The organism is Chelativorans multitrophicus (assembly GCF_011317445.1).
GTDB lineage: Bacteria > Pseudomonadota > Alphaproteobacteria > Rhizobiales > Rhizobiaceae > Chelativorans > Chelativorans multitrophicus.
In genome coordinates this window covers 105077-128086 of record NZ_JAAAPL010000001.1, presented here as the reverse complement: position 1 = coordinate 128086, position 23010 = coordinate 105077, and the positions used below count along the sequence as shown (strand labels likewise).

The 23010-nt window shown below is 61.2% G+C and carries 27 protein-coding genes and 1 pseudogene; 15 read left to right on the top strand and 13 right to left on the bottom strand.

Annotation, left to right across the window (positions count from 1 at the left end; all coding sequences use genetic code 11):
* Nucleotides 1-34: 34 nt before the first annotated feature.
* The 5 genes from dksA (at nt 35) to GNP00_RS00575 (ending at nt 5925) form a co-directional block, all read left to right on the top strand.
* Complete coding sequence (gene dksA, locus GNP00_RS00595) at nt 35-451, top strand: RNA polymerase-binding protein DksA (RefSeq protein WP_011580758.1); 417 nt, start codon at nt 35-37, stop codon at nt 449-451.
* A gap of 782 nt (nt 452-1233) precedes the next feature.
* Nucleotides 1234-2490, top strand: coding sequence for a threonine ammonia-lyase IlvA (gene ilvA, locus GNP00_RS00590; protein WP_011580760.1), 1257 nt, complete (start codon nt 1234-1236; stop codon nt 2488-2490).
* The gene (locus GNP00_RS00585; protein WP_011580761.1) at nt 2487-3032 is read left to right on the top strand and encodes a DUF1697 domain-containing protein; all 546 of its coding nucleotides are present in this window, start codon (nt 2487-2489) and stop codon (nt 3030-3032) included. The genes ilvA and GNP00_RS00585 overlap by 4 nt, the downstream gene beginning before the upstream one ends.
* 244 nt (nt 3033-3276) lie before the next feature.
* Nucleotides 3277-4659 carry a DEAD/DEAH box helicase gene (locus GNP00_RS00580; RefSeq protein WP_011580762.1) on the top strand — a complete coding sequence of 461 codons (1383 nt, stop codon included), beginning with the start codon at nt 3277-3279 and terminating at the stop codon, nt 4657-4659.
* A gap of 225 nt (nt 4660-4884) precedes the next feature.
* Complete coding sequence (locus tag GNP00_RS00575) at nt 4885-5925, top strand: cysteine synthase A (RefSeq protein WP_011580763.1); 1041 nt, start codon at nt 4885-4887, stop codon at nt 5923-5925.
* 52 nt (nt 5926-5977) lie between these two features.
* Here GNP00_RS00575 and GNP00_RS00570 read toward each other — a convergent pair whose 3' ends face one another.
* Nucleotides 5978-7180: an alpha/beta fold hydrolase gene (locus GNP00_RS00570; RefSeq protein WP_041545297.1), complete on the bottom strand. Its 1203-nt coding sequence runs from the start codon at nt 7178-7180 to the stop codon at nt 5978-5980.
* Nucleotides 7181-7478: 298 nt separating this feature from the next.
* On the opposite strand from GNP00_RS00570, the gene sseA reads away from it, so the two are divergent.
* A complete protein-coding gene (gene sseA, locus GNP00_RS00565) occupies nt 7479-8324 on the top strand; it encodes a 3-mercaptopyruvate sulfurtransferase (protein ID WP_011580765.1) in 846 nt (281 codons plus the stop codon).
* Nucleotides 8321-8896, top strand: a complete 576-nt coding sequence (locus GNP00_RS00560) for a GNAT family N-acetyltransferase (protein ID WP_011580766.1) — start codon at nt 8321-8323, stop codon at nt 8894-8896. The genes sseA and GNP00_RS00560 overlap by 4 nt, the downstream gene beginning before the upstream one ends.
* 87 nt (nt 8897-8983) lie before the next feature.
* Here the strand turns inward: GNP00_RS00560 and ald are convergent, their stop codons facing one another.
* On the bottom strand, nt 8984-10099 hold the full coding sequence (gene ald / locus GNP00_RS00555) for an alanine dehydrogenase (RefSeq protein ID WP_011580767.1): 1116 nt from the start codon (nt 10097-10099) through the stop codon (nt 8984-8986).
* A 141-nt stretch (nt 10100-10240) separates the two neighbouring features.
* On the opposite strand from ald, the gene GNP00_RS00550 reads away from it, so the two are divergent.
* Both GNP00_RS00550 and GNP00_RS00545 read left to right on the top strand, forming a co-directional pair.
* The gene (locus tag GNP00_RS00550) at nt 10241-10714 is read left to right on the top strand and encodes an Lrp/AsnC family transcriptional regulator (RefSeq protein ID WP_011580768.1); all 474 of its coding nucleotides are present in this window, start codon (nt 10241-10243) and stop codon (nt 10712-10714) included.
* A gap of 162 nt (nt 10715-10876) precedes the next feature.
* A complete protein-coding gene (locus tag GNP00_RS00545) occupies nt 10877-11167 on the top strand; it encodes a Dabb family protein (protein WP_011580769.1) in 291 nt (96 codons plus the stop codon).
* A gap of 3 nt (nt 11168-11170) precedes the next feature.
* On the opposite strand, the gene GNP00_RS23220 is transcribed toward GNP00_RS00545, so the two are convergent.
* Together GNP00_RS23220 and GNP00_RS00540 are read right to left on the bottom strand one after the other, a co-directional pair.
* Entirely contained in the window at nt 11171-11338 is a 168-nt protein-coding gene (locus GNP00_RS23220) for a BA14K family protein (RefSeq protein ID WP_246259347.1), read from the bottom strand.
* Nucleotides 11333-11989, bottom strand: a pseudogene (locus GNP00_RS00540) (transglycosylase domain-containing protein); the annotation flags it as partial. The gene GNP00_RS23220 and the pseudogene GNP00_RS00540, both read right to left, overlap by 6 nt.
* Nucleotides 11990-12371: 382 nt before the next feature.
* On the opposite strand from GNP00_RS00540, the gene GNP00_RS00535 reads away from it, so the two are divergent.
* A complete protein-coding gene (locus GNP00_RS00535) occupies nt 12372-12917 on the top strand; it encodes a DNA-3-methyladenine glycosylase (protein WP_011580771.1) in 546 nt (181 codons plus the stop codon).
* 40 nt (nt 12918-12957) lie between these two features.
* Here the strand turns inward: GNP00_RS00535 and hmuQ are convergent, their stop codons facing one another.
* The 8 genes from hmuQ to GNP00_RS00495 form a co-directional block, all read right to left on the bottom strand.
* Complete coding sequence (hmuQ, locus tag GNP00_RS00530) at nt 12958-13272, bottom strand: heme-degrading protein HmuQ (RefSeq protein ID WP_011580772.1); 315 nt, start codon at nt 13270-13272, stop codon at nt 12958-12960.
* Between the two features lie 2 nt (nt 13273-13274).
* Entirely contained in the window at nt 13275-13478 is a 204-nt protein-coding gene (locus tag GNP00_RS00525) for a hypothetical protein (RefSeq protein WP_166015686.1), read from the bottom strand.
* A 64-nt stretch (nt 13479-13542) separates the two neighbouring features.
* Nucleotides 13543-14421, bottom strand: a complete 879-nt coding sequence (locus tag GNP00_RS00520; RefSeq protein WP_011580774.1) for a TonB family protein — start codon at nt 14419-14421, stop codon at nt 13543-13545.
* Entirely contained in the window at nt 14418-14819 is a 402-nt protein-coding gene (locus tag GNP00_RS00515; protein ID WP_011580775.1) for an ExbD/TolR family protein, read from the bottom strand. Before GNP00_RS00515 ends, GNP00_RS00520 begins: the two co-directional genes overlap by 4 nt.
* A 6-nt stretch (nt 14820-14825) precedes the next feature.
* Nucleotides 14826-15167 carry a biopolymer transporter ExbD gene (locus tag GNP00_RS00510; RefSeq protein WP_246259324.1) on the bottom strand — a complete coding sequence of 114 codons (342 nt, stop codon included), beginning with the start codon at nt 15165-15167 and terminating at the stop codon, nt 14826-14828.
* Between the two features lie 31 nt (nt 15168-15198).
* Nucleotides 15199-15897: a MotA/TolQ/ExbB proton channel family protein gene (locus GNP00_RS00505; protein WP_011580777.1), complete on the bottom strand. Its 699-nt coding sequence runs from the start codon at nt 15895-15897 to the stop codon at nt 15199-15201.
* A 35-nt stretch (nt 15898-15932) separates the two neighbouring features.
* The gene (locus tag GNP00_RS00500; protein ID WP_011580778.1) at nt 15933-16358 is read right to left on the bottom strand and encodes a hypothetical protein; all 426 of its coding nucleotides are present in this window, start codon (nt 16356-16358) and stop codon (nt 15933-15935) included.
* Between the two features lie 2 nt (nt 16359-16360).
* Nucleotides 16361-18418 (bottom strand): TonB-dependent receptor domain-containing protein, encoded by a 2058-nt coding sequence (locus GNP00_RS00495; RefSeq protein ID WP_011580779.1) that lies wholly within the window; start codon nt 18416-18418, stop codon nt 16361-16363.
* A gap of 108 nt (nt 18419-18526) precedes the next feature.
* Here GNP00_RS00495 and hemP point away from each other — a divergent pair, with 108 nt between their 5' ends.
* From hemP to GNP00_RS00475, 4 genes are read left to right on the top strand one after another with little or no spacing between them, the layout of a single operon-like run.
* Nucleotides 18527-18832: a hemin uptake protein HemP gene (gene hemP / locus GNP00_RS23215; RefSeq protein WP_246259322.1), complete on the top strand. Its 306-nt coding sequence runs from the start codon at nt 18527-18529 to the stop codon at nt 18830-18832.
* A gap of 8 nt (nt 18833-18840) precedes the next feature.
* Nucleotides 18841-19806 (top strand): heme/hemin ABC transporter substrate-binding protein, encoded by a 966-nt coding sequence (locus tag GNP00_RS00485; RefSeq protein ID WP_011580781.1) that lies wholly within the window; start codon nt 18841-18843, stop codon nt 19804-19806.
* On the top strand, nt 19803-20900 hold the full coding sequence (locus GNP00_RS00480) for a FecCD family ABC transporter permease (protein ID WP_011580782.1): 1098 nt from the start codon (nt 19803-19805) through the stop codon (nt 20898-20900). Before GNP00_RS00485 ends, GNP00_RS00480 begins: the two co-directional genes overlap by 4 nt.
* 8 nt (nt 20901-20908) lie before the next feature.
* The gene (locus tag GNP00_RS00475; protein WP_041544659.1) at nt 20909-21688 is read left to right on the top strand and encodes a heme ABC transporter ATP-binding protein; all 780 of its coding nucleotides are present in this window, start codon (nt 20909-20911) and stop codon (nt 21686-21688) included.
* A gap of 10 nt (nt 21689-21698) precedes the next feature.
* On the opposite strand, the gene rirA is transcribed toward GNP00_RS00475, so the two are convergent.
* Nucleotides 21699-22160 carry an iron-responsive transcriptional regulator RirA gene (rirA, locus tag GNP00_RS00470; RefSeq protein ID WP_011580784.1) on the bottom strand — a complete coding sequence of 154 codons (462 nt, stop codon included), beginning with the start codon at nt 22158-22160 and terminating at the stop codon, nt 21699-21701.
* Between the two features lie 220 nt (nt 22161-22380).
* Here rirA and GNP00_RS00465 point away from each other — a divergent pair, with 220 nt between their 5' ends.
* Complete coding sequence (locus GNP00_RS00465) at nt 22381-22941, top strand: GNAT family N-acetyltransferase (RefSeq protein ID WP_166015684.1); 561 nt, start codon at nt 22381-22383, stop codon at nt 22939-22941.
* The last annotated feature ends 69 nt before the right edge of the window (nt 22942-23010 follow it).

Genomic DNA, 23010 nt, shown 5'->3' with positions numbered 1-23010 from the left:
TATAGGCGCCGCTGGCAAGCTGTGGGGTTAATCCATGTCCGATCTCGTCGATGCCGACTATGTCCCCTCCGAGGACGAGCCCTTCATGAACGAGCGTCAGCGGGCCTATTTTCGGGCCAAGCTGATCAAGTGGAAAAACGAGATCTTGAGGGAAGCTCGCGAGACGCTCGATGCGTTGCAGCAGGAAAACGCCAATCATCCGGACCTCGCTGATCGCGCTTCTTCCGAAACCGACCGAGCGATCGAGCTGCGGGCGCGTGACCGCCAGCGCAAGCTGATTGCCAAGATCGATGCTGCATTGCAACGCATCGAGGACGGCACCTATGGCTACTGCGAGGAAACGGGCGAGCCGATTTCGCTGAAGCGCCTCGATGCGCGGCCGATCGCGACACTCTCGATCGAGGCTCAAGAGCGGCATGAAAGGCGAGAGAAGGTTTATCGCGACGATTGAGCCGGATTGGCTCTAACGTTCTTTAAGGCGGGCCAGGACCAGGGTCATTTTAGCTCCCGCTTAGCTCTGTTTGCCTGTCGCCTATTGATGCCGGCGGCCGCTGGTGTGTATTTTATAAACTCCCGCAATTTTTAGAAAAATTGCTTCAATCTGTGCATTTAAGCCAAAAACCGGTTGTACTCTTTCCCCATTAGTGCACGTTATAGTGGCAATTGGATGAGGAGTCGGGAGTGAACGCCTTGAGCCGCACTTCACAGTGGATTTGCGACGGTTGCGGTGTGGAAAGTGCGTTGCGTAAGATCGACGAATGGCGCTGGGTTAAGATCAAGATCACGTCGCGGCAGGGATCAGAGCTGCTGACGGGCGATTATGAGCTTTGCCCCACATGCCGGCTTCGCCTCGTAGAACGGGCGAACCCGCGGCACTGGTCGCAAAAGTCTCTCCTGAATAGATAATGGCGATTTTTGCCGTATAGGCGAGGCCATCGCAAAAATCCCTCTCGCTACAACGATTCGGCCAAAGAGATTTGGCCTGTACATAGATACCAAACAGTCCTCCATGACGGCGCGGATTTCCTGGCTTCACGTGACCGCTCGGAAATTTGTGAGCCGGGCCGTAGCAAAGCGCCGGAAATAAGAACCGAGATTGGGCATGCCGATTCGTCGGCCATGGCGTTCTTCCGCCTGATCCTGCCTTTGGCGGAAGAAATGCAAAGTGGCCTCAGCCTGTTCGATATGCAATAGCATCGTGATTGCCGAGCTTTCCGGCCTGAGGAGAATTGTATGAGCGCTTTCATAGGGCGCGTCGGGAGAGCAGCGCAGGCGCTGCGCGACCTGTTTCCCGAGACGCCGCTCCAGAAAAACGATTATCTCTCCAGGAAGACGGGCGCGAGGGTCTTCCTCAAGCGAGAAGACCTGACCCCCGTGCGCTCTTACAAGCTGCGCGGTGCGTTCAACTTCATGCGCAAGGCAATCGCGGCCGGTGCGGGGGCGGATGGCTTCGTCTGTGCCTCGGCGGGCAATCACGCCCAGGGCTTCGCGTACGCCTGTCGGCACTTCTCCCGCAAGGGTGTGGTGTTCATGCCGGTTACAACGCCACAGCAGAAGATCGAAAAGACGATGCTTTTCGGCGGAGAATGGATCGAGGTTCGGCTCGTGGGCGATTTCTTCGAGGATTGCTATGAGGCGGCGAAGGAGTTTGCCGATACTAACCATGCGCTGATGGTCCCGCCTTTCGACCACAGCGATATCATCGAAGGACAGGCGACGGTTGCCCAGGAACTGGCCGACCAGTTGGGAAAGGGTCTGGAGGGCGCGACGATCATCCTGCCGGTGGGCGGCGGCGGCCTTGCTGCCGGAATCACTGCCTTCCTGCAGGAAAGCGGTATCGGCGCGCGATATGCCTTTGCCGAACCGGCCGGCGCGCCAAGTCTTGCGCTCAGCCTTTCGGCCGGCAAAAGAGTAAAGCTGCCGCAGGTGGACAATTTCGTGGACGGCGCTGCTGTTGCCGAGATCGGGCGCGAGCCGTTCAAGCGTCTTAAGAACTTTTCTGCTCAAGATGTTCATAAAATACCGGAAAATCGCCTTTGCTCGACGATCCTCGAAATGCTGAACATAGAAGGTGTGGTGCTCGAGCCTGCAGGGGCGCTGGCGATTGACGCCCTCAAGGATTTTTCACGGCGGGAGATCCGTGGGAGCACGATCGTCGCTGTCGTTTCCGGTGGCAACTTTGATTTCGAGCGGCTGCCGGATGTGAAGGAGCGCTCGCTGCGTTTCGAGGGCTTGAAGAAGTACTTCATCTTCCGTTTTCCCCAACGCCCCGGCGCGCTGCGGGATTTCCTCGATCTGCTGGGGCCGGACGACGATATCACCCGCTTCGAATATCTGAAAAAATCCGCGCGCAATTTCGGCTCGGTGCTGATCGGCATCGAGACCAAGGACCCGCGGAACTTTGCCCTGCTGGGGCGTCGTTTTGACGAGGCCGGCTGGGGGTATCAGGACATCACCCAAGACGAGACGATCGCGAATCTCCTCATATGACGGCGGGAACGGCCTATATCGTGCTCTTTCGCGGCGTGGGCGGCGCCACGCAGCTTCCTGTGGCGCGGCTGCGGGAGGTGCTTCCGCAGGCGGGCTTCCGCAACGTCTCCACCTATATCAACAGCGGCAATGCCGTTCTGTCCTCGCCGTTGACGGAAGCACAGGTGGCCCGGAAAGTGGCTGCGGCGGTGAAGGAGCAGATGGGCTTCGAAAAGAGAGTGCTTGTGCGCAGTCTCGCCGAATGGGTAAAGGCGATAGAGCAGAACCCTTACCCCGACGTGGTCGCAGAACCGACCAAGCTGCACCATTTCGCGCTGGAGCGTGAGCCCGAAGCGCAGGCCGTCAAGGCTCTTCAGGGGAAGGCTACGGGCGCGGAGCGCTTTGTCCTTAACGGCCGGTCCCTTTATCTCCACACGCCGGACGGCATGGGCCGTTCTCTGTTCGTGCCCAAGATCGAGCCGACGCTCAAGGTCGCCATGACCGCGCGGAACTGGCGCACCGTGCTTGCGCTGAGGGATATGGCCGCAGCCATCCGGCCCTGATGCCGCACCGCACAAGATTATCATTGCGCTTCGGCGAAGGATACGCCATATGAGCAGCATAGGCGCATGGGCTGGGCAATCCGGCTTTCTCAAAACGAGACTGGTTGCGTCTGATCCTCCTCGAATTCAGTGAATCGCAGGCGGAGAAGCCCGAACAATTCGGGCGCGACAGCGCAGCCGTGTGGAATTTTCCGCCGCCTTGTCGTTTCACAAAATCCTATTCGGCAGGTTGCGCCCTGCCGCAATGCAATTTGCGCCGACTCATGGAGTTGAGCGCGAAAGAGAGAATAGATTGACCAAAGACAACATTCTGCCTTCCGGCGGCTTCGCCGATCTGGGCATCAGCGAAACGCTTCTGAAGGCAGCAGCGGCTGCCGGCATGACCGAACCGAAGCCCATCCAAAAAGAAGCCATTCCGCCTTTCCTCGCGGGCAGCGATATTCTGGGCGTCGCTCAGACCGGTTCCGGCAAGACCGCGGCATTCTCCCTGCCCATTCTGTCGAAGATCATCGGGCTTGGGACGAAGCGGCGTCCGCGCACGGCGCGTGCTCTCATCCTGGTGCCGACCCGCGAGCTCGCGGTGCAGATCGAGAAGGTCGTGCGCGAACTTGCCAAGGGCGCTCACGTCTCCACCGCGCTGGTGCTCGGCGGCGTTTCCCGCCATTCACAGATAAAGCGGATGGCTCAGGGCGTGGACGTGCTGATCGCCACGCCGGGCCGGCTGACGGATCTCGTGCGCGATGGGGCAGTCGTCCTTTCGGAGACGACCTGGCTCGTGCTCGACGAGGCGGACCGCATGCTGGACATGGGGTTCATCAACGATGTCCGTCGCATCGCAAAAGCAACACATCCGGCACGCCAGACCGCACTGTTTTCCGCAACCATGCCAAGGGAAATCGAAGCGCTGGCCTCCAGCCTGCTAAAGGAACCCGTGCGCATTGAAGTCTCTCCCCAGGGCACCACGGCGGCAGAGATCAGGCAAAGCGTCATAATGGCCCGCACCAAGCAGAAGCGGAAGCTTCTGTCGGAAATGCTGGCCGACGAGAAAATGGCCCAAGTCATCATTTTCTCTCGCACCAAACACGGCGCGGACAGGGTGACAAAGGACCTTCAGCACGACGGTTTTCAAGCGGCGGTGATTCACGGAAACAAGTCTCAGAACGCGAGGCAGCGCGCGCTCAATGATTTCCGGGAGGGCGCGGTGCGCATCCTGGTGGCGACGGATATCGCCGCCCGCGGCATCGACGTTCCGGGTATCAGTCACGTGGTGAATTTCGATCTGCCGGACGAGGCGGAGAGCTATGTGCACCGCATCGGCCGTACCGGCCGCAACGGTGCGGAGGGCGAGGCAATCACGCTCTGCGATCCCGGCGAAGTTTCCAAGCTGCGCCAGGTGGAACGCGTGATACGCAACCGCCTTCCAATCGCTCGCGATATCACCGGCCAGCCGGATTCTGCACCAAAGCCCCGCGTCCCTTCGGCAATTCAACCGCTTGCCGAGGGCGTCGAGGGGAAGCCGCAAAGAAATGCCGCGCCCAAACGGTCGGGCGCCAAGCCTCCGCGTCACCGGCGCAACCGCCGCGGACAGAAAGGCGGAGCGCAGCGCCCCACCTCAAAGGCGGCCTGATTGTAACTCCCAGGGAGGGCGGCTTTTCCGGCCTCCCTCAAACGCCGGAGCAGCGCAACGGAAAAACTGTCCGCTTGGGGGCAGAATGACCGAAGCATTTTGCCAACGCTTTGTGGACGGCGCAAAAACAAGAACTTGCAACAGGGATGACCGGTTTTTAGGTTCGCAGGGCGACATACTGTCCGTGCACCAGTCGCCGTAGCCCGTGACCAGCGAGGATCCGCCATGTACCAGACCGTCATCGAAGCCATTGGCAATACGCCACTTATCCGCCTGAAACGGGCTTCCGAGGAGACCGGCTGCGAGATCTATGGTAAGGCGGAGTTCATGAATCCCGGGCAGTCCGTGAAGGACCGGGCCGGGCTCTTCATCATTCGCGATGCCGAGAAGCGTGGCCTGCTGCGGCCGGGCGGCGTGATCGTGGAGGGCACGGCCGGAAATACGGGGATTGGCCTTACCGTCGTCGCCAAGGCCCTGGGCTATCGCACCGTAATCGTCATTCCCGATACGCAAAGCCAGGAGAAGAAGGATGCACTTCGCATCCTCGGAGCGGAGCTGATCGAGGTGCCGGCTGTCCCGTACAAGAACCCCAACAATTACGTGAAGGTTTCGGGCCGCCTCGCCGAACAGCTTGCCCGCACCGAGGCGAGCGGCGCCATCTGGGCCAACCAGTTTGACAATGTGGCGAACCGCGACGGCCACATCCGCACCACAGCCGAAGAGATCTGGCGCCAGACGGGCGGCAAGGTGGACGGCTTCGTCTCCGCCGTTGGTACTGGCGGCACGCTTGCGGGCGTGTCGGCGGGCCTCAAGGCCAGGAACCCGGACGTCAAGGTGGCGCTGGCCGATCCGCTTGGCGCTGCCCTTTTCAGCTACTACACCGCTGGCGAATTGAAATCGGAGGGGAGTTCGATCACCGAAGGAATCGGGCAGGGGCGCATCACGGCGAATTTGGAAGATTTCCAGCCGGACTTTTCCTTTCAGATTCCCGATGAGGAGGCGCTGCCGATCATCTTTTCGCTCGTGCAGGAAGAAGGGCTGTGCCTGGGCGGGTCGACCGGCATCAACATCGCTGGCGCGATTCGAATGGCAAGGGAACTGGGCCCCGGCCACACGATCGTTACGATTCTGGCCGATTACGGCACGCGCTATCAGTCGAAGCTCTTCAATCCTGCCTTCCTGCGTGAAAAGAAGCTTCCCGTTCCCGCCTGGATGGAAGGAAGATCGGAAATACCGGTGCCATTCGAACAGGTGGCGGCCAGCTAAGCGCACCGGCCCGAAAACCGGAAACGGTTTTCGGAAAGAACGATGCGTAGATTCAATAACGTACGGTCGGCAGGTCCGCGCAATCGCTAGGCGCGGGGCTGCCAGCGAGGCGATCTGAAATCCATTCTACGACATCGGCTGTGGCGCCGGCCAGAATTCCCATGTGATCAAGCCCCGGTCCGGCAATGAAACGGACCGGCCTGCCGCTTCGGCATGCGCGCTCGGCGAAATCGCGCGTCACCTGGGGCCGCACAATTGTGTCCGCGGTGCCCTGCGCCATGAAAAGCGGGGCGTCGGCCTTGCCGGCATCCGGCGTGTTTTCTTCGAGCAGTCTCTTCCAGGGCTCGGTCTGGGTCAGATCACCGTGGATGAAGTTCCCGTCGATCGCCTTTTCCCGCTCCGCGAGAACGAGACCCTGAAGGACATCCTCCATGCAATCGGCAGCGATGCGGTCGATGGCCGCTATGGCTTCCGGATCGAGCAGAGGCGACAGGGGAGCGTCAAAGACCTTGTTCCAGGACCACATGGCAAGTGCGGTCAGCACCTTTCCGGCCTTGCTCGGAAGATCATCGTCCACAAGCTCCGCGAGGTTTGTCGCAGGTGCTGCGACCGCCACGCCGGCAATTTCGAGCTCCGGCGCATAATCCGCGGCGATCTGCCCGGCAAAGAGCGCGGCATGTCCACCCTGCGAATGGCCCCAGGCGGCAAACCGCTTAGACGTCCCGGCGCTCTCCACTTTGGCCGCTGCGCGAACCGCGTCGAGCACTGCGCGCCCCTCGCTCTCGCCGACAAGGTAAGGATGAGGGGAGGGCGTCCCGAGGCCGGGATAATCCGTCGCCGCCACCACATACCCCTTCCTGAGCAACTCGGTTACGCCGGGAACATGCTGGAAGAAGTCCGCGCGCAGCGAGGGCGCGCAACGGCTGGTCACCCCCGTGGTTCCATGGGCCCAGGCGACCACGGGCCTACCCTCGGCGGGAGCCTTTTCCTCCGGCGCGGCAATCACGCCGGAAACGGCAATCGGCTCGCCCGAAAGCCCGGTCGAGACATAAAGCACGCGCCAGGCCCGCGCCCCGTTGGCAACGGGGCCGGGAAACGGTGCGACGCGAAGAATATCGCCCGGCGCCCCCTTTATCTCCTCCTCGATCCTGTAGAACGAGCCTGGCTGTGATGGTTCAACCAGCCAGCCGGCGGTAAGAACGGCCGCAGCCATGAGGATCAGGCTGCCGATAAGCTTTATCGCGTTTCGTTCCATATTACCTTCCGCGAGATCCTGTCCGAGCATCAGCGCGAGACACTTTGCCATCCCCTCGGGAAATACCAAAGTGGAAGGTTTCCTTCATAACAGCCCGCGCTAACCTCTGGCGGACGCTTTTGGTGCAGGTTAGATCAAAGCCGATGGAGAAAGCGCATGTGATCCGAGACTTTGTTACGCGGGCAGCCATATGTTGCCTTTGCCGGAGCAACGTTCCTCGGCATCATCGATCGTTGCGACCTCATCTTTTCTTTCCGCGCAATTGGGTGGATGATCACCCTAGCTTCAGGTGTGTAGCATGAGTGAAAAGAGCCCCTTTGTCGTTTCGCCCGATTGGCTGCAGGAACGTCTCGGCAGTCCGGGCCTGTCAATCGTGGACGGGTCCTGGTATTTCCCCGGCCGCGACGCGCGGGCTGAATATGAGGCGTCGCATATTCCCGGCGCGGTGTTCTTCGATCACGACCTCGTCGTCGACACGGATTCCGATCTGCCCCATGCGCTCCCCGACCCGCTGACCTTCGAGCGCCATGCGAGTTCGATGGGCATCTCAAAGGACGACACCATCGTCGTCTATGATGGGCCGGGCCTCTTGGCCGCCCCGCGCGCCTGGTGGCTTTTCCGGGTCATGGGCGCAAAGAAGGTCTTCGTGCTCGACGGCGGCTTTGAGCGCTGGCGGTCGGAGGGGCGCCCCGTGACGGGCGAGAGGACGAAAATCGCTCCATCGGCCTTTGTTTCTGAATTCGATGCGAGCCGGGTGGTTCCTTTCGAGGAGATGCGGCGCATCGTCGAGCGAGAGGAAGCGCAGATTGCCGATGCCCGCTCGGCGGGCCGTTTTGCCGGCACCGAGCCGGAGCCGCGCCTCGGCCTTCGCGGCGGCCATATGCCGGGAGCCGTGAGTGTTCCTGCCGCCTCCCTATCGGAGAACGGAGAGCTTCTGCCGCTTGATCGGCTCCGGGAAAAGCTGGAGGCCGCGGGCATTGATCTGGAAAGGCCAGTCGTGACCTCCTGTGGCTCCGGCGTAACGGCGGCGGTGATCACGCTAGCGCTCGAATCCCTCGGCCATAAGGACAACCGCCTTTATGACGGCTCCTGGAGCGAGTGGGGAAGGCATCAGGATACGCCGGTGGTGACGGGGGACAAATGAGCGGAAAGGAACCCCTCTCCAAAGCGCGTTCCCTGGCGGCAGTGGTGACGCACCTGCGGATGGATGCGCCCCCGCCCGGCCATCCGCTTTTCCCTTCGGGAATGCCGTTGGCGCTGCTCCGGTGCCGTTCCATTCCCTTGCATTTTTACCGATATCTCTACGACCGTGTCGGCCGGGACTGGCATTGGACGGCGGCGCTCACGCTTTCCGACGCCGATCTCAAGCAGAGGCTGGACAGCCCGAAGACCGATATTCGCGTCCTTTACATGGACGGAGCGCCGGCCGGCTTCTTCGAATTGCGTCTGCTTTCGGAAGAGGAGTGCCGGCTCGTGCATTTCGGACTCATGCCGCATGCCGTCGGGCGCGGCCTCGGCCGCTGGTTCCTGGGAACGGCAATTCAGGCGGCATGGGAACACCAGCCGCGCATCGTTTCAGTCGAGACATGTACCCTCGACCACCCGGCGGCGCTGCCGCTTTACCAAAAGCTTGGTTTCTCTCCCGTCTGGCGGAAGGAAGAGACGGTGAGGGAGCTTTCCTCCGATGCACGTGCGGACGTGCTGCTGCGCCCGTAATTCTTGGCCAAAGTCCGCCCGAGCAGGCGGACAGGTTACGAGCAGCTTTGTGCGTCAAAAAAGACGCACAAAGGAGGCCGGCGCGCATCAGGCGGCGAGGGCGGCCTTTGGCTCGATCATTTCATAGCCGAGAGAATCCGCCACCGCGCGGTTCGTGATGCGGCCCTTATGCACGTTGAGGCCGTTGCGCAGGTGCTGGTCGTCCGCAAGAGCCCTTAGCCCCCTGCCGGCCAGTTGCAAACCATAGTGCAGCGTCGCGTTGTTGAGCGCATGCGCGGAGGTGACGGGCACCGCACCCGGCATGTTCGCGACGCAATAGTGGATAATGCCGTCCACCTCATAGGTCGGATCGGAATGGGTGGTGGCATGCGAGGTCTCGAAGCAGCCGCCCTGATCGATCGCCACATCCACCAAAATGGCACCTTTCTTCATGCCGGAAAGCATCTCGCGGGTGACGAGCTTTGGCGCGGCGGCACCCGGAATGAGCACCGCGCCGACCACCACATCGGCTGAAAAGCACTCTTCTTCGATCGCTTCGACAGTGGAATAGCGCGTGTGGATGCGCCCGTTGAAGATGTCATCCAGCTGGCGCAGCCGTGGAATTGACCGGTCTATGATCGTCACGTCGGCGCCGAGGCCCACCGCCATTTTTGCCGCATTAAGCCCGACCACTCCACCGCCGATGATGGCGACCTTGCCAGGCAGCACACCCGGCACGCCCCCAAGCAGCACGCCGCGCCCGCCATTTGCCTTTTGCAGAGCCGTAGCTCCCGCCTGGATCGCGAGGCGACCGGCAACTTCGGACATCGGGGCAAGCAACGGCAGGCCGCCATGCGCGTCCGTCACGGTTTCGTAAGCAACCGCCGTCACGCCGCTTTCGAGCAGGCCCTTGGTTTGCTCAGGATCCGGAGCCAGGTGGAGGTAGGTATAGAGGATCTGGCCTTCACGAAGTTGCACCCATTCCGAAGGCTGCGGCTCTTTCACCTTTACGATCATGTCCGACCGGGCAAACACGTCTTCGGCCGATTTGGCGATTTCTGCGCCCGCAGCTCGGTAAGCATTGTCATCCGCGCCGATCCCGGCACCGGCGCCAGTTTCGACCAGCACATCGTGGCCGTGGGCCATATATTCGCGTACCGAGCCCGGGGTCAGGCCGACCCGGTATTCATGGTTCTTGATTTCCTTGGGACATCCGATACGCATTGCCACCTCCAACTGGCTTTGTTCAATTGCTCTAGGGAACCACAAACCGGCTGGAAGGTCCTTGTGAATATATTTGCTCGCTCCGGTCAAATTCGTTATTTCTTGCGTGACTGGGGCTTTTTGTAGGAGAAGTTTCGAACGATGCCCCTTGATAGGATTGATATTGCCATGTTGACCGCCCTTCAGGAGGACGGTCGCATGCCCAACGCAACCCTCGCGGAAAAGGTGGGGCTCTCCCAGTCGGCCTGTTCAAGGCGGCTCGACAATCTAGAAAAGTCCGGCGCCATCAAGGGTTACCACGCCCGGATTTCAAACGCGGCACTTGGCCACCGGATGACGGTGATCGTGCATATTTCTCTCTCCGGGCAGTTCGAGAAGACCCTGAGCGAATTTGAGGCTGCGGTGAAGCGTTGCCCCAACGTGCTTTCCTGCCACCTAATGTCCGGCGAATATGATTACATCCTGAGGATAACCGCACGTGATCTCGAAGATTACGAGCGCATCCACAAGGAATGGCTGACCGCCATGCCTCATGTCATCAAGCTCAATTCCGCTTTCGCGTTGCGGGAGGTGATCGATCGGACAGCCGTCGGCATCCGGCCTGAAATGGCGTGACAGGGCATCGCCATCCATGCGCCACCGGAATCAGTTGGACTGAATCTGCTACATTCATTGGAAATGCCCAAGGGTCGCGGCGCCTGTCGGCGCGGCCCATTTTCGTATTGACTTCCGCTGCGCTACGGCGCGTTTTCCCGCCAGAGCCTTGGAGGCAGCCCCATGATTCGTCACATTGTCTTTTTCAGCGCGAAAAATGAGGAAGATATCCAGCGCATAGCCGAGGATCTAAATGGGCTCGGCCGGATTCCGCACAGCGAGTTCTTCGAAGTGGGCCTTAACCGCAAGGTCGACCAGCTGGGGACCGAAGTCGACGTCGTGGTCTATGCGGAGTTCCGCGACGAGGCTGCACTCCATGCCTACAAGGCGCATCCGATCTATTCCGAGACGATCACGAAGGTCCGTCCGCTGCGGGAAATGCGCATTGCCGCCGATTTCGTGTCGAAAGTGTGAGTTCTATTTTTCACACAGCTGGCGCGGGCCACTATAAGGCTGATAGGTGCAGTCGGAGGCGCGGAACGAGCGGTATGCCCGCGTGCAGGCCTGGATGTTGCATTCCGGGACCGAGCCCAGGTTTCCGGCCGCCGGCAGTGTCTGCGAGCGAGCGCCCGGTGCAAGGCGCAACTTCGCATAGCGCCGCTTTGCCTGTTCGGCCTCTGCCGCGTCCAGCCTGCCGTCGATGACCATGAGGTCCAGAACGAGTTCCGCGCGTTTTCTGGCACCCTCGGGGTTTTCCAACGGATTGAGCATTGAAGGGGCGCGGATCAGGCCCGCAAGAAGTGCCGATTCGGCAAGATCGATGTCTTGTACGTCCTTGTGGAAATAGACGCGCGCCGCAGCGGGCATTCCTGTGGCGCCGGCGCCGAGATAGATGCTGTTGAGATAGCGGGTAAGGATCTCTTCCTTGCCCAGCTTCTGTTCCAGCCAGATCGCGATCACCGCTTCCTGGAACTTTCGTTTGAATGTCCGGTCATGTTGCAGATACGCGATCTTTATGAGCTGTTGGGTGATGGTGCTTCCGCCCTGAACGATCTCGCCGGCGCGGAAATTGCTGACGACGGCCCGGGCAATGCCCCGCAGATCCAGCCCGAAATGTCCGTAGAAGCGGCGATCCTCCACCGCCAGCACTGCATCGACAAGATGCCGCGGGAATGCCGATCTGGGAACATACCCGGCTTGCGCGGAAGCAGGCTGGTCGGCAATCTCTTTCCACGGGGTGCCTTCCATTGCCCAGGCGATCAGGATGCTAAGCGCGAACACCCCGGCAAGCGCCATGAGCACAAGCCATCGCAAAGCCCGCTTCACTGGGCTTGAGGCGGCGCGATCCGAAACGTCAGACGGCAGGAGCCTGCCTGCCATCCGCTTCCGGCCCTCAAAGATGGTGTTGCGTAAGGTCAAAATTACTCGCTGTAAGACGATTTTGCTTTTTCGCGAGCCTGCGTTGTCAACAGGCGGCGTTTGCCGCCGCCGCCTCCAGGCCCACGCGAGAATTCATTCATATGGCTATCCGCACCTTCTCCGCTTTTTCAAGATAGGATAGTTGGGACGGGTATAACAGCTTTCCAATAGGGCAGGCTAACAGCGGCTTCCGCACTCCGGCCTTGACCCCTCGCTTCCATCCTGCAATTCAGACAGTCTGGATACCCTCTTCTTGATCATGTCTCTTACCGCTTTCTTTTCACGTCCCTCTGTCGTTGTCGCGAAAGATCTGATCGGAGCGAATTTCTTCGTCGGGTCCGCGGGCGGCATTATCGTCGAGACCGAGGCCTATGATCGAGAAGAGCCGGCCTCCCACAGCTTCCGCGGTCCTACCGCCCGAAACAGGTCGATGTTCGGCCCGCCTGCGCATGCCTACGTCTACCGTTCCTATGGTATTCATTGGTGTTTGAACTTCGTCTGCCTGCCGGGCAGCGGGGTCCTCATCCGTGCCCTGGAGCCCACCGCGGGCATCGAACTGATGCAGGAGCGCCGCCGGACGATTTCCCTGAAACAGCTCTGTTCCGGTCCGGGACGGGTAGGGGAGGCACTCGGCATCGACCGGTCTCTTGACGGGCGCGGTCTCGATCAACCGCCCTTCAGACTGGATCTGTCGAACGCAAAAGCATGCGCCATAAGCGGCACGCGCATCGGCATCACGCGCGCCGCCGAGCTAGAGTGGAGGTTCGGGTTGGAAGGCTCAATCTATGTGAGCCGCAAATTCTAACGGCGCGCTTTCTGGCGCGGCCAACATGCGGAAATTGCCCTTACGCCCCCTCAACACTCTCAAAGCCCTCGAAAGCCGGCGGGCCCTTATATAGCCCTTTGTTCTGGCCGGCATTCTTGTGGGCATTGCGGAAATTCTCCGATTTCGTCCAGGCAACAAAATCGTCCCGGCTTTTCCAGATCGTGTGGGAGGCATAGAGCGTGTAGCCTTCCTCCTCGTTTTGCGGGCCGCGCAGCAGGCGAAATTCGACAAAACCTGCCATCTCGGCGAGGCTTGAATCCCTGTTCTTCCAAACCTGCTCGAAGGCCTCTTCCTGGCCTGCCACGACCTTGAAGCGATTCATTGCGATAAACATGTTCAATTCCCCGTCAGTTCCGCAATTAAGGTACCAGTGATCTTCCGGTGGTCGCCGGAAGGAAACAACAGAACGTTCTTCGGCAACGTTCCGTCGATGCGCTGCGCCGGATCGGGACCAGCCTGCCGCTCCGGGTAGATCTCCCGCACGGCAGGATCAACTCGTTCGGCCCGTTGATGCAAGAGTTCGAGAAACTCCTGTCTCAAGCCCTCGCCACGCGAGGCGGCCAATTGGTGAAATGCGGTAATGTGAAAAATGGGAGACATCCTTTCAACGTTTGAACTCGAGGGGGACCGTGAAGGGCCACGATGGTCGGCCCGCTTCGGCCGGTATTTTGGGAAAAGGGGCCGCTCGCTGGACCGTCTCGAGGGCTGCTTGGTCCAGAACAGGCGAGCCGGAGCTGCGCACGATGCGAATGCCGCTTACCCGTCCGTCCTGCGTTACCGTAAATGCGACGCGCACCTCCCCACCGAGGCGCTGCCGCCGGGCTTCGCGCGGATAGCGCAGCGAACGGCGCAATTTCGCGACGATCTTTCCTGGGTAGTTGGAAGTTGCGGCATTGCCGGTTTGCCGTGAACGCCCCGGCCCCTGGCTTTCCGTTCCGCTTGCCGTCCGGCTGCCTTCCGATGAACCGCGCCTTGCATTTTGCGTGTTCTGACCGCGCGAACCACGTGACGTGGCCTGCCGTTTCGGACTTTCCTTTCTTTCCTCGGTTTGTTGGCGCGGGGAGGGGGCCTGCCTGGGCGGCTGGCCTTGGCGCGGCTCGACCTTCGGTGGAGTGTAATGCGGGCGGGGTGTCGGCCGCGGGATGGGCAGCATCGCCACCTCCTCCTCAGGCCCCAAGGGCTCTGTTGTCTCCGCCGGTACGGCGATATCAGCGGGCGAAGGTTCGGCCGGCTCCGGCGCGGTGACAGTCGGCTCCGGCGGCACAATCGCCGCCGGGATCTCCGTCTCCGGCTCCACGATTTCCGATTCCTCGCCCATGGCGGACATGTCCGCGAAGACATTGTTGCCGAGCACGATCACGCCGCTTCCGCCACTCTCGACCAGCACCTCTTCCTTGGAAGGCTCGATCAGCGCGGCCGCGCCCGCATGGATGACGCAGGAGGCACCGACTGCCAGCATCCAGTGGGACCGCTTCCATTTCATTCGGCGATCTCCGTCACGATGCTGATGCGTGCGGCTCCCGCCTGGCGCAGCTCTCCCACGATCTCGATCAGCCGCACGGCCGGCAGATTGCGATCGGCCGCAAGCTTCACCTCGATTTCATCTGCCTCCGTGCCGCCTGCCGTCAGATCTTCGATGAAGGCTGCAACGGTCGTTGTTTCGCCGCGGGCGCGAAGTTCTCCTTCACCCGTGACAAAAAGCGCGTCTGGCGGGGCGCTGGGCTCGGTCATCGCTGTCGAGATCAGCTCGATCTCCTTGTCGATCGGTGGCGCGAGCGAGCCAGCCACAAGAAAGAACACGAGCATCAGAAAGACCACATTGATAAGAGCGATCGTGCTTTCGCGCTGGCGTCGGGGCAGGGGGCGGGAAAGGCGCAGCATGTGGGATCACCTCGCCACGGTGACGGAGAGTGACGTTTCGCGGCGGATCCTTTCGAGCGCGCCGACGAGATCCTGCGAGGAAAGTTCTTCGCGAACGAGAAGCACCGCCTTCTCGGCCCCCACTTCTTGCAGCCGCTTCAGTTCCGTCATTCCCTGCTCGGGATCGGTGGAGACGCCGTTCACCTGCCAGCTTTGGCTGTCGAGACGGATCAGAATATCGGGCGCCTCCCCTCTGGCGGCGCTGGAGGCGGCACCGCCCGTCACCTCCACCTCGGCGAAGCGCAGGAATGTGGAGGAAAGCATGAAGAAAAGGAACAACAGGAAAATTATGTCGATGAGCGACGTCATCGACAGCGGCCTCCGCCGGGGAACGGGAAGGTCAATGCGCATGGGCCATTCCCGTGCCTGCCGCCATTGCATGGGTTTCGCCTTCCGGCTGCCTGTGTGCACCTCGGTGTGAGAGGACGGCGCTCGTCATCGTCTCGATCGCCACGCGTTCGTTCTCGACGCGGGTCTCGAACCAGGTGAGAAGGAGCGAGACGGGCATGGCGACCGCAAGGCCCGCGGCCGTCGTCAAAAGCGCCACCCAGATGCCGCCGGCGAGCATGGAGGGGTCCACCGCATTGCCGGCATTCTGGAGCTGGCGAAATGCCTCGATCATGCCGAGCACGGTGCCGAAGAGACCGAGCAGCGGCGAGATCTGCGCGATGGCGTCGAGCGCGCGGAAGCCGCGCTGCAAATCGTGCAAACGCGAGAGCGCGATGCGGGCTACCTCGTCCTCGATCGCGTCCTTGGGAACATTGCGCATCGCTGCAAGCCGCATGGAAGCAGCAAGCGCCTCGCCCGCCGGCGAGCGGTCCCCTTCCACCATGCGCCGCGCTTCGCCGTGGCCGGCGTGAAACCAGGCATGCAGTGCCCGTTCCGCCCCGCGGTGGCGACCCACCCGCTCGCGCCAGAACTGAGCGAATTTGAGGAGAATGATCGCGACCGCGAAAATTGAGAGAACCAGGATCAAGGCCACGACGATGCCGCCGAGCTCCAGGAGAGAGGCAATGGAATCGATTAGTCCTGCGGGCATTTTCCTTATCCTTGCTGGCTTTTCTGCTTGCTGGCCTATTTTCCGAAGGCCACCGCGCCGCGCGTGGCGGTTTCCAGCCGCCTCATGCAGGCGGCGGCTTCCGGCCCTTCGCAGGCGGTGGCATCGTTGACGAGAACACGTCCGAGATCCGCGCAATCCATGTCCGGCATGACGAACTGGCGGACCTTCGTTTCGCTGTCGGGCAATTCCTTGAAGTCGAGGACAGTGAGGCGCTTGACCAGCCCGTCCTTGCCGAACAGTGCGACCTCGTAGGCGGCCCGGGCTATATCTTGCCCGAGCCGGTTCGCCGCGACGAATGTCAGCCTGCACCCGCGCTCGCTTGGCTCGGCTCCGTTGAGTTCAAGCGAGAGGACGGGCGCGTTGCCGCCCTCCTGGGCCAGAACATGTCCGGCGTCCGCCATGAGTGTCACGATCAGCCAGGATGCAAGCCGCCCGCGCATGGTCAGCCCCCGAGCCGCAGGGTGGCGCCGACTTTCAACGTCACCCCGGGCTGATAGTCGAAGCCACCGGCCGTATCGACGAGCGGGACGACGTATTTCTCGTCGAAGAGGTTGTCGACGCGGAAGTCGAGCCGCAGGTTCTCCGTGGCCTGGTAGTTCGCGTAGATATTTACGAGCGTGTAGTCCTCGGCGAAGCTCGATCCCTTCGGGGCCTCGTTGAACTGCACCTCGCCCCCGACCGTCAGCCGCTCTTGCAGGAAGCGCATGCCCAGATCGGCGGTCACAGTGGTCGGCGGAATGGTCGCGAGATCGGTCCGCGTCCCGTCCTGCTGGATTTCCTGGCCGTCAATGATGGAAACGCTTAAGCCCCCGAAGAACCGGCCGGCGTCATAGTAGCCTTCGAGCTCGAAGCCATCGATCTCCGCCTTGAGAATGTTTTGGTACTGCACGCAGAATCCCATGGGGGAGAAGGCGCAGGCCGATCCCGGCCCCATGAAAATGGTCTCGGTCGTGATGAAATTGTCCACGTCATTGTGGAAATAGGCTGCCTTGAGCCGCAATGCGTCGTCGGGCCGGAAAAGCCCTTCGGCGGTATAGTTCACGCCCGCTTCCCAGGTCTTGCCAGTCTCCGGCTTCAGATCGGGATTGGGAAGGAACGGGAAGGGCGGAAAGGGATGCATGCCGCTGATGAAGGCCTCGGACGTGCTCGGCGCACGATAGCCTTCGGCATAGGAGCCATAGATCTGCAATCCTGAAAGCAGGCCCTCGCGGAAGGGCGACACGCCCACGCTGAGGCGCGGCGAGATGCGGTCGTCGGAGCTTTCCTGGGAAGCTTCGAGCGTATAGGCGTCGTAGCGCAGACCGCCGACCACCTCCAGCCAATCATAGGTCAGCTTGTCCTGGATATAGGTGCCCCAGACGGTGCGCTCACCGGCCGGATTAAAGAAATCCGCGCCCGTCCCCGTGCTGGAGGTGAAATCGTCGTAGACCCAGTCGCCGCCCACGGTGAGTTCGTGCCGGATGACGCCGGTATCGAAATAGGAGGTGTTCCAGATGTCGAAACTCGATGTCTGGAGCTCGTACTCGGTCTGGCCGCCCACCTCTGTCTCGGTAAGGTCCATCGAGTTGATGGCGCCCTTCACATTGAGGTTAAGCCATTTCTCCTCCTCGCCGGAGATCTTGAATTCGCCGGTGAAGGTGTTGCCCTTGAGCTCGTTGTCCACCTCGTCGGACGTGGACCACTCGTCCCGCGAGCCCGTCCAGCCGAGCGTAAACTCGCTGAGTTCCGTCGGCTTCAGCGTGGCCTTTGCATGCCCGCTCAGGATTTCGAAGCCGGAATTTTCCACCGTGTTTCCGGCGCCGTCGTCATAATCGCCATAGTCGCGCCAGACGACACTGCCCAGGACGGAGAAGTCATCGGTGAGCCGGTAGGCGCCCGTGGCGCTCGTGGTCCAGCCGGAGCCGTTCGATTCGTAGCGCGCCGTCGTTGAAAGCGCATGGGTCTCTCCCTCGCGCAGAAAATCCTCAGCCGTCTTTGTCTCGAAATAGACGACGCCGCCGATAGCGCCCGAGCCGAAGGTGTTGGCGCTCGGCCCGCGGATCACGTCGACCTGCTTTACGAGTTCCGGGTCGATCCAGAACATCCGCGAGACATCATGGCCGTTCTTGTGAAAGTTCTGGCGGGCGCCATCGACAATGACCGCGACACGGCCGGCATTCTGCAGGCCGCGGATGTTGATGTTCGTCACCGAGGGCTGTCCGTCGGCATAGATGTTGATGCCGGGAACTCCGTAGAGAAGGTCGCTTGGCGTCGTGGCCATCCGCCGCTCCAGCCGCTCCTCGCCCACATGGCTCACCGAAGCCATGGTCTCGATCGGCGTCTCGCCGGTGCGGCTGACAACGGTAATTCTGTCTAACTGCGTCGTGCCTGGCTGGCCTGTTGCTGCTGCTTCAGCGGTTTGACCGCCTGCCTCTTGTGCGGCTGCCGCCGCCGAAATGCTCACGACAACGGTCGCACAGACAAGCATTGCCATCCGATGGCGAGCCAAAAGCCCCTTCATTGCGAATCCCCTTAATCTCTCGATTAGGCCTTCGCTGGCTCGTCCCGAGCGGGATTGCTGGCTCGCCTTTGCCCCCGGCATTCAAATGTTGAGTAAATCTATCCGGTATTGCGCTTCCTATTAAAGTTGATTATTGATGTCAAGAAATCAGATCACAGTGAGATCGCCCAGCCAGCCCCCGATGCGAGCCAGGCGCTTAGACCAGGGGCATTGAACGTGAACGCTGAATTTTCTCTGGATCGAAAGCCGCCGACGGCAAAGCACGAGCACGAGCTTCCGTACAATGCGCCGTCTTTGCGCACCTTTGCGAGCGAGGATCTTTTCCGCGGCGCGCAGGAGATCGTCATCGCCCACGGCGGATCATTCTACCGCCTGAAAATTACGAAGCAGGGCAAGCTCATTCTCAACAAATAGGCGCTGGAATGACTGTTGTGGGGACGGTGCGACCGGAGGAGATCCGGCGGAAACGGGCAGACAATTTTCGGCCTGCTGCTCGACTTGCGGCAGTGATCAGGCCGGCCACTCTACTACTGGCAGGCATCCTTTCCTCATTTTCAGCCCATGCCCAGCAAGATCTGCCCGAGCCTTTCGCAGACCCCTCCCGGCTCGTTGCGATTGGAGGATCTCTTACAGAGATCGTATATGCGCTGGGCGAAGAGGAACTGCTGGCCGCGCGCGATTCGACGAGCATATTCCCTCCGCAGGTCAGGGAGCTTCCCGACATCGGCTATATGCGCCAGCTTTCGCCGGAAGGCGTGCTTTCGGTCGCGCCCACGGCGATCCTCGCGCTGGAGGGCAGCGGCCCGCCCGAAACAATGGATGTACTCGCGAAGGGCAGTGTGCCGCTGGTCCGCGTGCCGGAAGAATTCGACCGTGACGGCATCTTGAACAAGATACGCATCGTTGGCGCCGCCTTGGGAAAAACGCAGAAGGCCGAGAAACTTGCCGCAAGTGTCGGCGCAGAAATCGATCAGGCGGAGGCGGTAACAAGAGGCATCGCGGAACGCAAGCGCGTGCTTTTCATCCTGAGCAATCAGGACGGCCGCATTCTGGCTTCAGGGACCGGCACCGCAGCCGACGGGATCATCCGCATGGCCGGCGGCCTCAATGCCGTCAGCGCCTTTCCGGGCTATAAGCAAGTATCGGCGGAAGCGATCATAGAGGCACGGCCGGACGTCATCCTGATGATGAATCGGGGCGGAGGCCTGGACGTCGGCGACGAGGAGCTTTTCGCAAATGCGGCAATCGCGGCCACGTCGGCTGGCCGCAACAAGGCCGTGGTGCGCATGGACGGCAGCTATTTGCTCGGGTTCGGGCCGCGCACGGCCGGAGCCATTCGTGATCTGGCCGCCGCACTTTACGGCGCTTCCATCGCCAACCGACCATGAGCCAAGTGGCAGAAACAATCCTCGTCCGACGCATCGCCGCGGGGCCGGAAGGGGACCGTTCCGCGCGGGCGAGGTTTGTGCTGGCTCTGCTCATCCTGCTGCTCTTGGCAGTCACCGCAATGAGCATTGCCACCGGAGCTTCCGATGCATCGGTAATCGGGGTTCTTGAAGGCTGGCTCGGCGGCGGGGCTGAAAGCGCGCTTTCGGCGCGCGACCGCCTCATCATCAACGAGATTCGGCTGCCGCGCATCGCGCTCGGCATGTTTGTGGGCGCGGCATTGGCGGTCTCCGGCGCTCTGATGCAGGGGCTTTTCCGCAATCCGCTCGCTGATCCCGGTATCATCGGCGTATCCGCCGGGGCTGCGCTGGGCGCGATTTCCGTCATCGTGCTTGGCCACACCCTCCTTGCACCTGCGGTTGGCTTGCTGGGCATCTATGCGTTACCGCTCGCGGCCTTCGTCGGCGGGCTGGCGACAACCCTCATTCTTTATAGTGTGGCCACAAGGCGGGGCCAAACCTCCATCGCCACCATGCTGCTCGCAGGCATCGCGCTGGCGGCATTGGCCGGCGCGCTCTCCGGCATCCTCATCTATATCGCTGACGACCGCCAGCTGCGCGACCTCACATTCTGGCAGCTCGGCTCTCTCGGCGGCGCGACATGGACCAAGATCGGGGCGGCAGCGCCAGTCATCGCGGTGGCGCTTGCCGTCACGCCGTTTCTCGCCCGCGGACTCAATGCGCTAGCTCTGGGCGAGCCTTCCGCCCGGCATCTTGGCGTGGCGGTTCAGTGCATCAAGGCGCTGGCGATTCTGGCGGTGGCGGCGGCCACGGGGGCGTCCGTGGCGTTTACCGGCGGCATCGGCTTCGTCGGCATCGTTGTGCCGCATCTGCTTCGTCTCGTGATCGGCCCGGACCACCGTTATCTGCTTCCCGCTTCCGCCCTTTTGGGCGCCAGCCTTTTGCTGATCGCCGACGCCGTAAGCCGCACCATTGTTGCGCCGGCGGAACTGCCGATCGGCATTGTCACTGCCGTCTTCGGCGCGCCCTTTTTCCTCTGGGTGCTTTTGCGCAGGCGCGGCATCCTCGACCTTTGAGCAGAAGCATGATCGAAGCACGGGACCTTAACGTTTCCATAGGCGGAAAGCGCATTCTTTCCCATGTGAACTTTGCCGCCGAGCCGGGCATCGTCACCGCCATTGTCGGCCCCAATGGCTCGGGCAAATCCACGCTGATCAAGACCATTTCGGGCGATCTGCCATATGGGGGAAGCATAACCCTCAACGGACAGGAGCTGGCCCGGATGAAGCCCGCCGAAGCCGCGATGGTAAGAGCCGTTCTGCCCCAAAGCACAACGCTCTCCTTCCCCTGTACGGTGCGCGAAGTGGTGAGCCTTGGCATCATGAGAGGGTACAGCGCGGCGCGGGATAACTGCCTTCCCGAGCGCGCCTTGGAGAAGGTGGACCTTGCCGGCTTTGCCGGCCGCTTTTACCAGGAGCTTTCCGGGGGCGAGCAGCAGCGGGTCCAGCTCGCGCGCGTGCTATGCCAGGTCTGGACGCCATGTCTGGGGCAGCCCCGCTATCTCCTCCTCGACGAGCCGGTATCAAGCCTCGACATAAAGCATCAGCTCATTGTCCTGCGGATCGCCAGGGAGTTCGCCGCAGCCGGTGGCGGGGTCGTGGCCGTGCTGCACGACCTGAACCTGACGGTCGCCTTCGCGCATCACGTGGTCATCATGCATCAGGGGCGAAGCGTCGCCGGCGGCACGCCGGAGGAGGTGATGCAGGATGCGCTGTTATCGGAGGTCTTCGATTGTCAGCTGAAAGTGGGTGCGCTCCCGGACGGACCCACACCCTTCCTTTTGCCGCAGACGGCGATGGTCTGATATTCTCTGCCTAGACGGTTGTGGCTAATGGAACTTGCTGCACTTCCAAGCCCAATACATCGCGCATGTTCGGGCGCGCGTCGACCAAATCCTGGATCGTGTAGGAGGCAAGAACCTCGAAGAATGCGCCTAGCGCCTTACGCAGCGCCTCATTCAGCCCGCAGCCATCGACGAGCGGACACTCCGTATCGTTCTCGAAGCACTCCGCCATGGCAAAGCTCTCTTCCGTGACACGGATGACGTCGAACAAAGTGATGTCCTCGGCCGGTTTGCCAAGCTTCACACCACCGTTGCGGCCGCGCACCGTCTGCACGAACCCGGCCTCGACCAGGGGTTGAAGGATTTTGAAAAGAAAAAGGTCGGACAGGGAATAAGCTTGAGCAATGTCGGGAATCCGGCTGAGGCGGCCTTCATTCGCCGCGCAATACATCAGAATTCGAATTGCATAATTCGTTTGCCGGGTAAGCCGCATGAGAAACCCTTCGCTGTATGTCGCAAACCAATATGGCTAATAGTTCAGCGCAATTCCAGATATAATCACAAAAAGATGACGCTATAGGTCCAGATTGCCAGGTCATGCATTTTTTACAATGCCGCGATGCATGATCAGGGCTTGTTAAGCAGGTTTTTCCACACAGATAAGGGGCTAGCGGTCGAACAGCTCGGGGAGGAACCCGCGAGGAGTGCGGCTTATGGTCCAAGCAATAAAATCCACGAATATGCTCCCAGGGGTGATACGGCGCCTGAGGCCATCCGAGCTCGAGCTTTTCCGCGAGCATCTCTTGAGATTGGATAAGGAAAGCCGGCGCGACCGCTTCAACGGCGTCATCAGCGATAAATTTCTCGAGCAATATGCGATCCGAAGCTTCCACGAGGGCGCAACGGTGGTCGGTTATGTGGAAGGGGGGCAGGTGCTCGGCGCTGCGGAACTGCACGAGCGGCCCCAGCTAACCCCGCCGACAGGCGAGATCGCCTTCAGCGTTGAAAAGGCATTGCAGCATCGGGGGCTGGGAAGCCGGCTCTTCGAGCGGCTCATCGCCCATGCGCGATCGCTCGGCTATACGCGCCTTTACGTGACCACACACCCGAATAACAACACCATGCGGGCCTTAGCGGCGAAATTTGCCGCCAGGATCATCTTCGAGGAGGGTGAGACCGTGGGGCTGATTGAGCTCGATCCCTCACACCCGCAGGAAGACGAACTGGCGACAGCCCATCCGGCGCTGCGGGCGCAAAGCCCTGCGGCGGCTTGAATTCCGTATAATTCGGGGTGCCAAATGCCGGGCGGGCATCGCGTAAGGGTCCGGCGAGTTTCTTTGCCA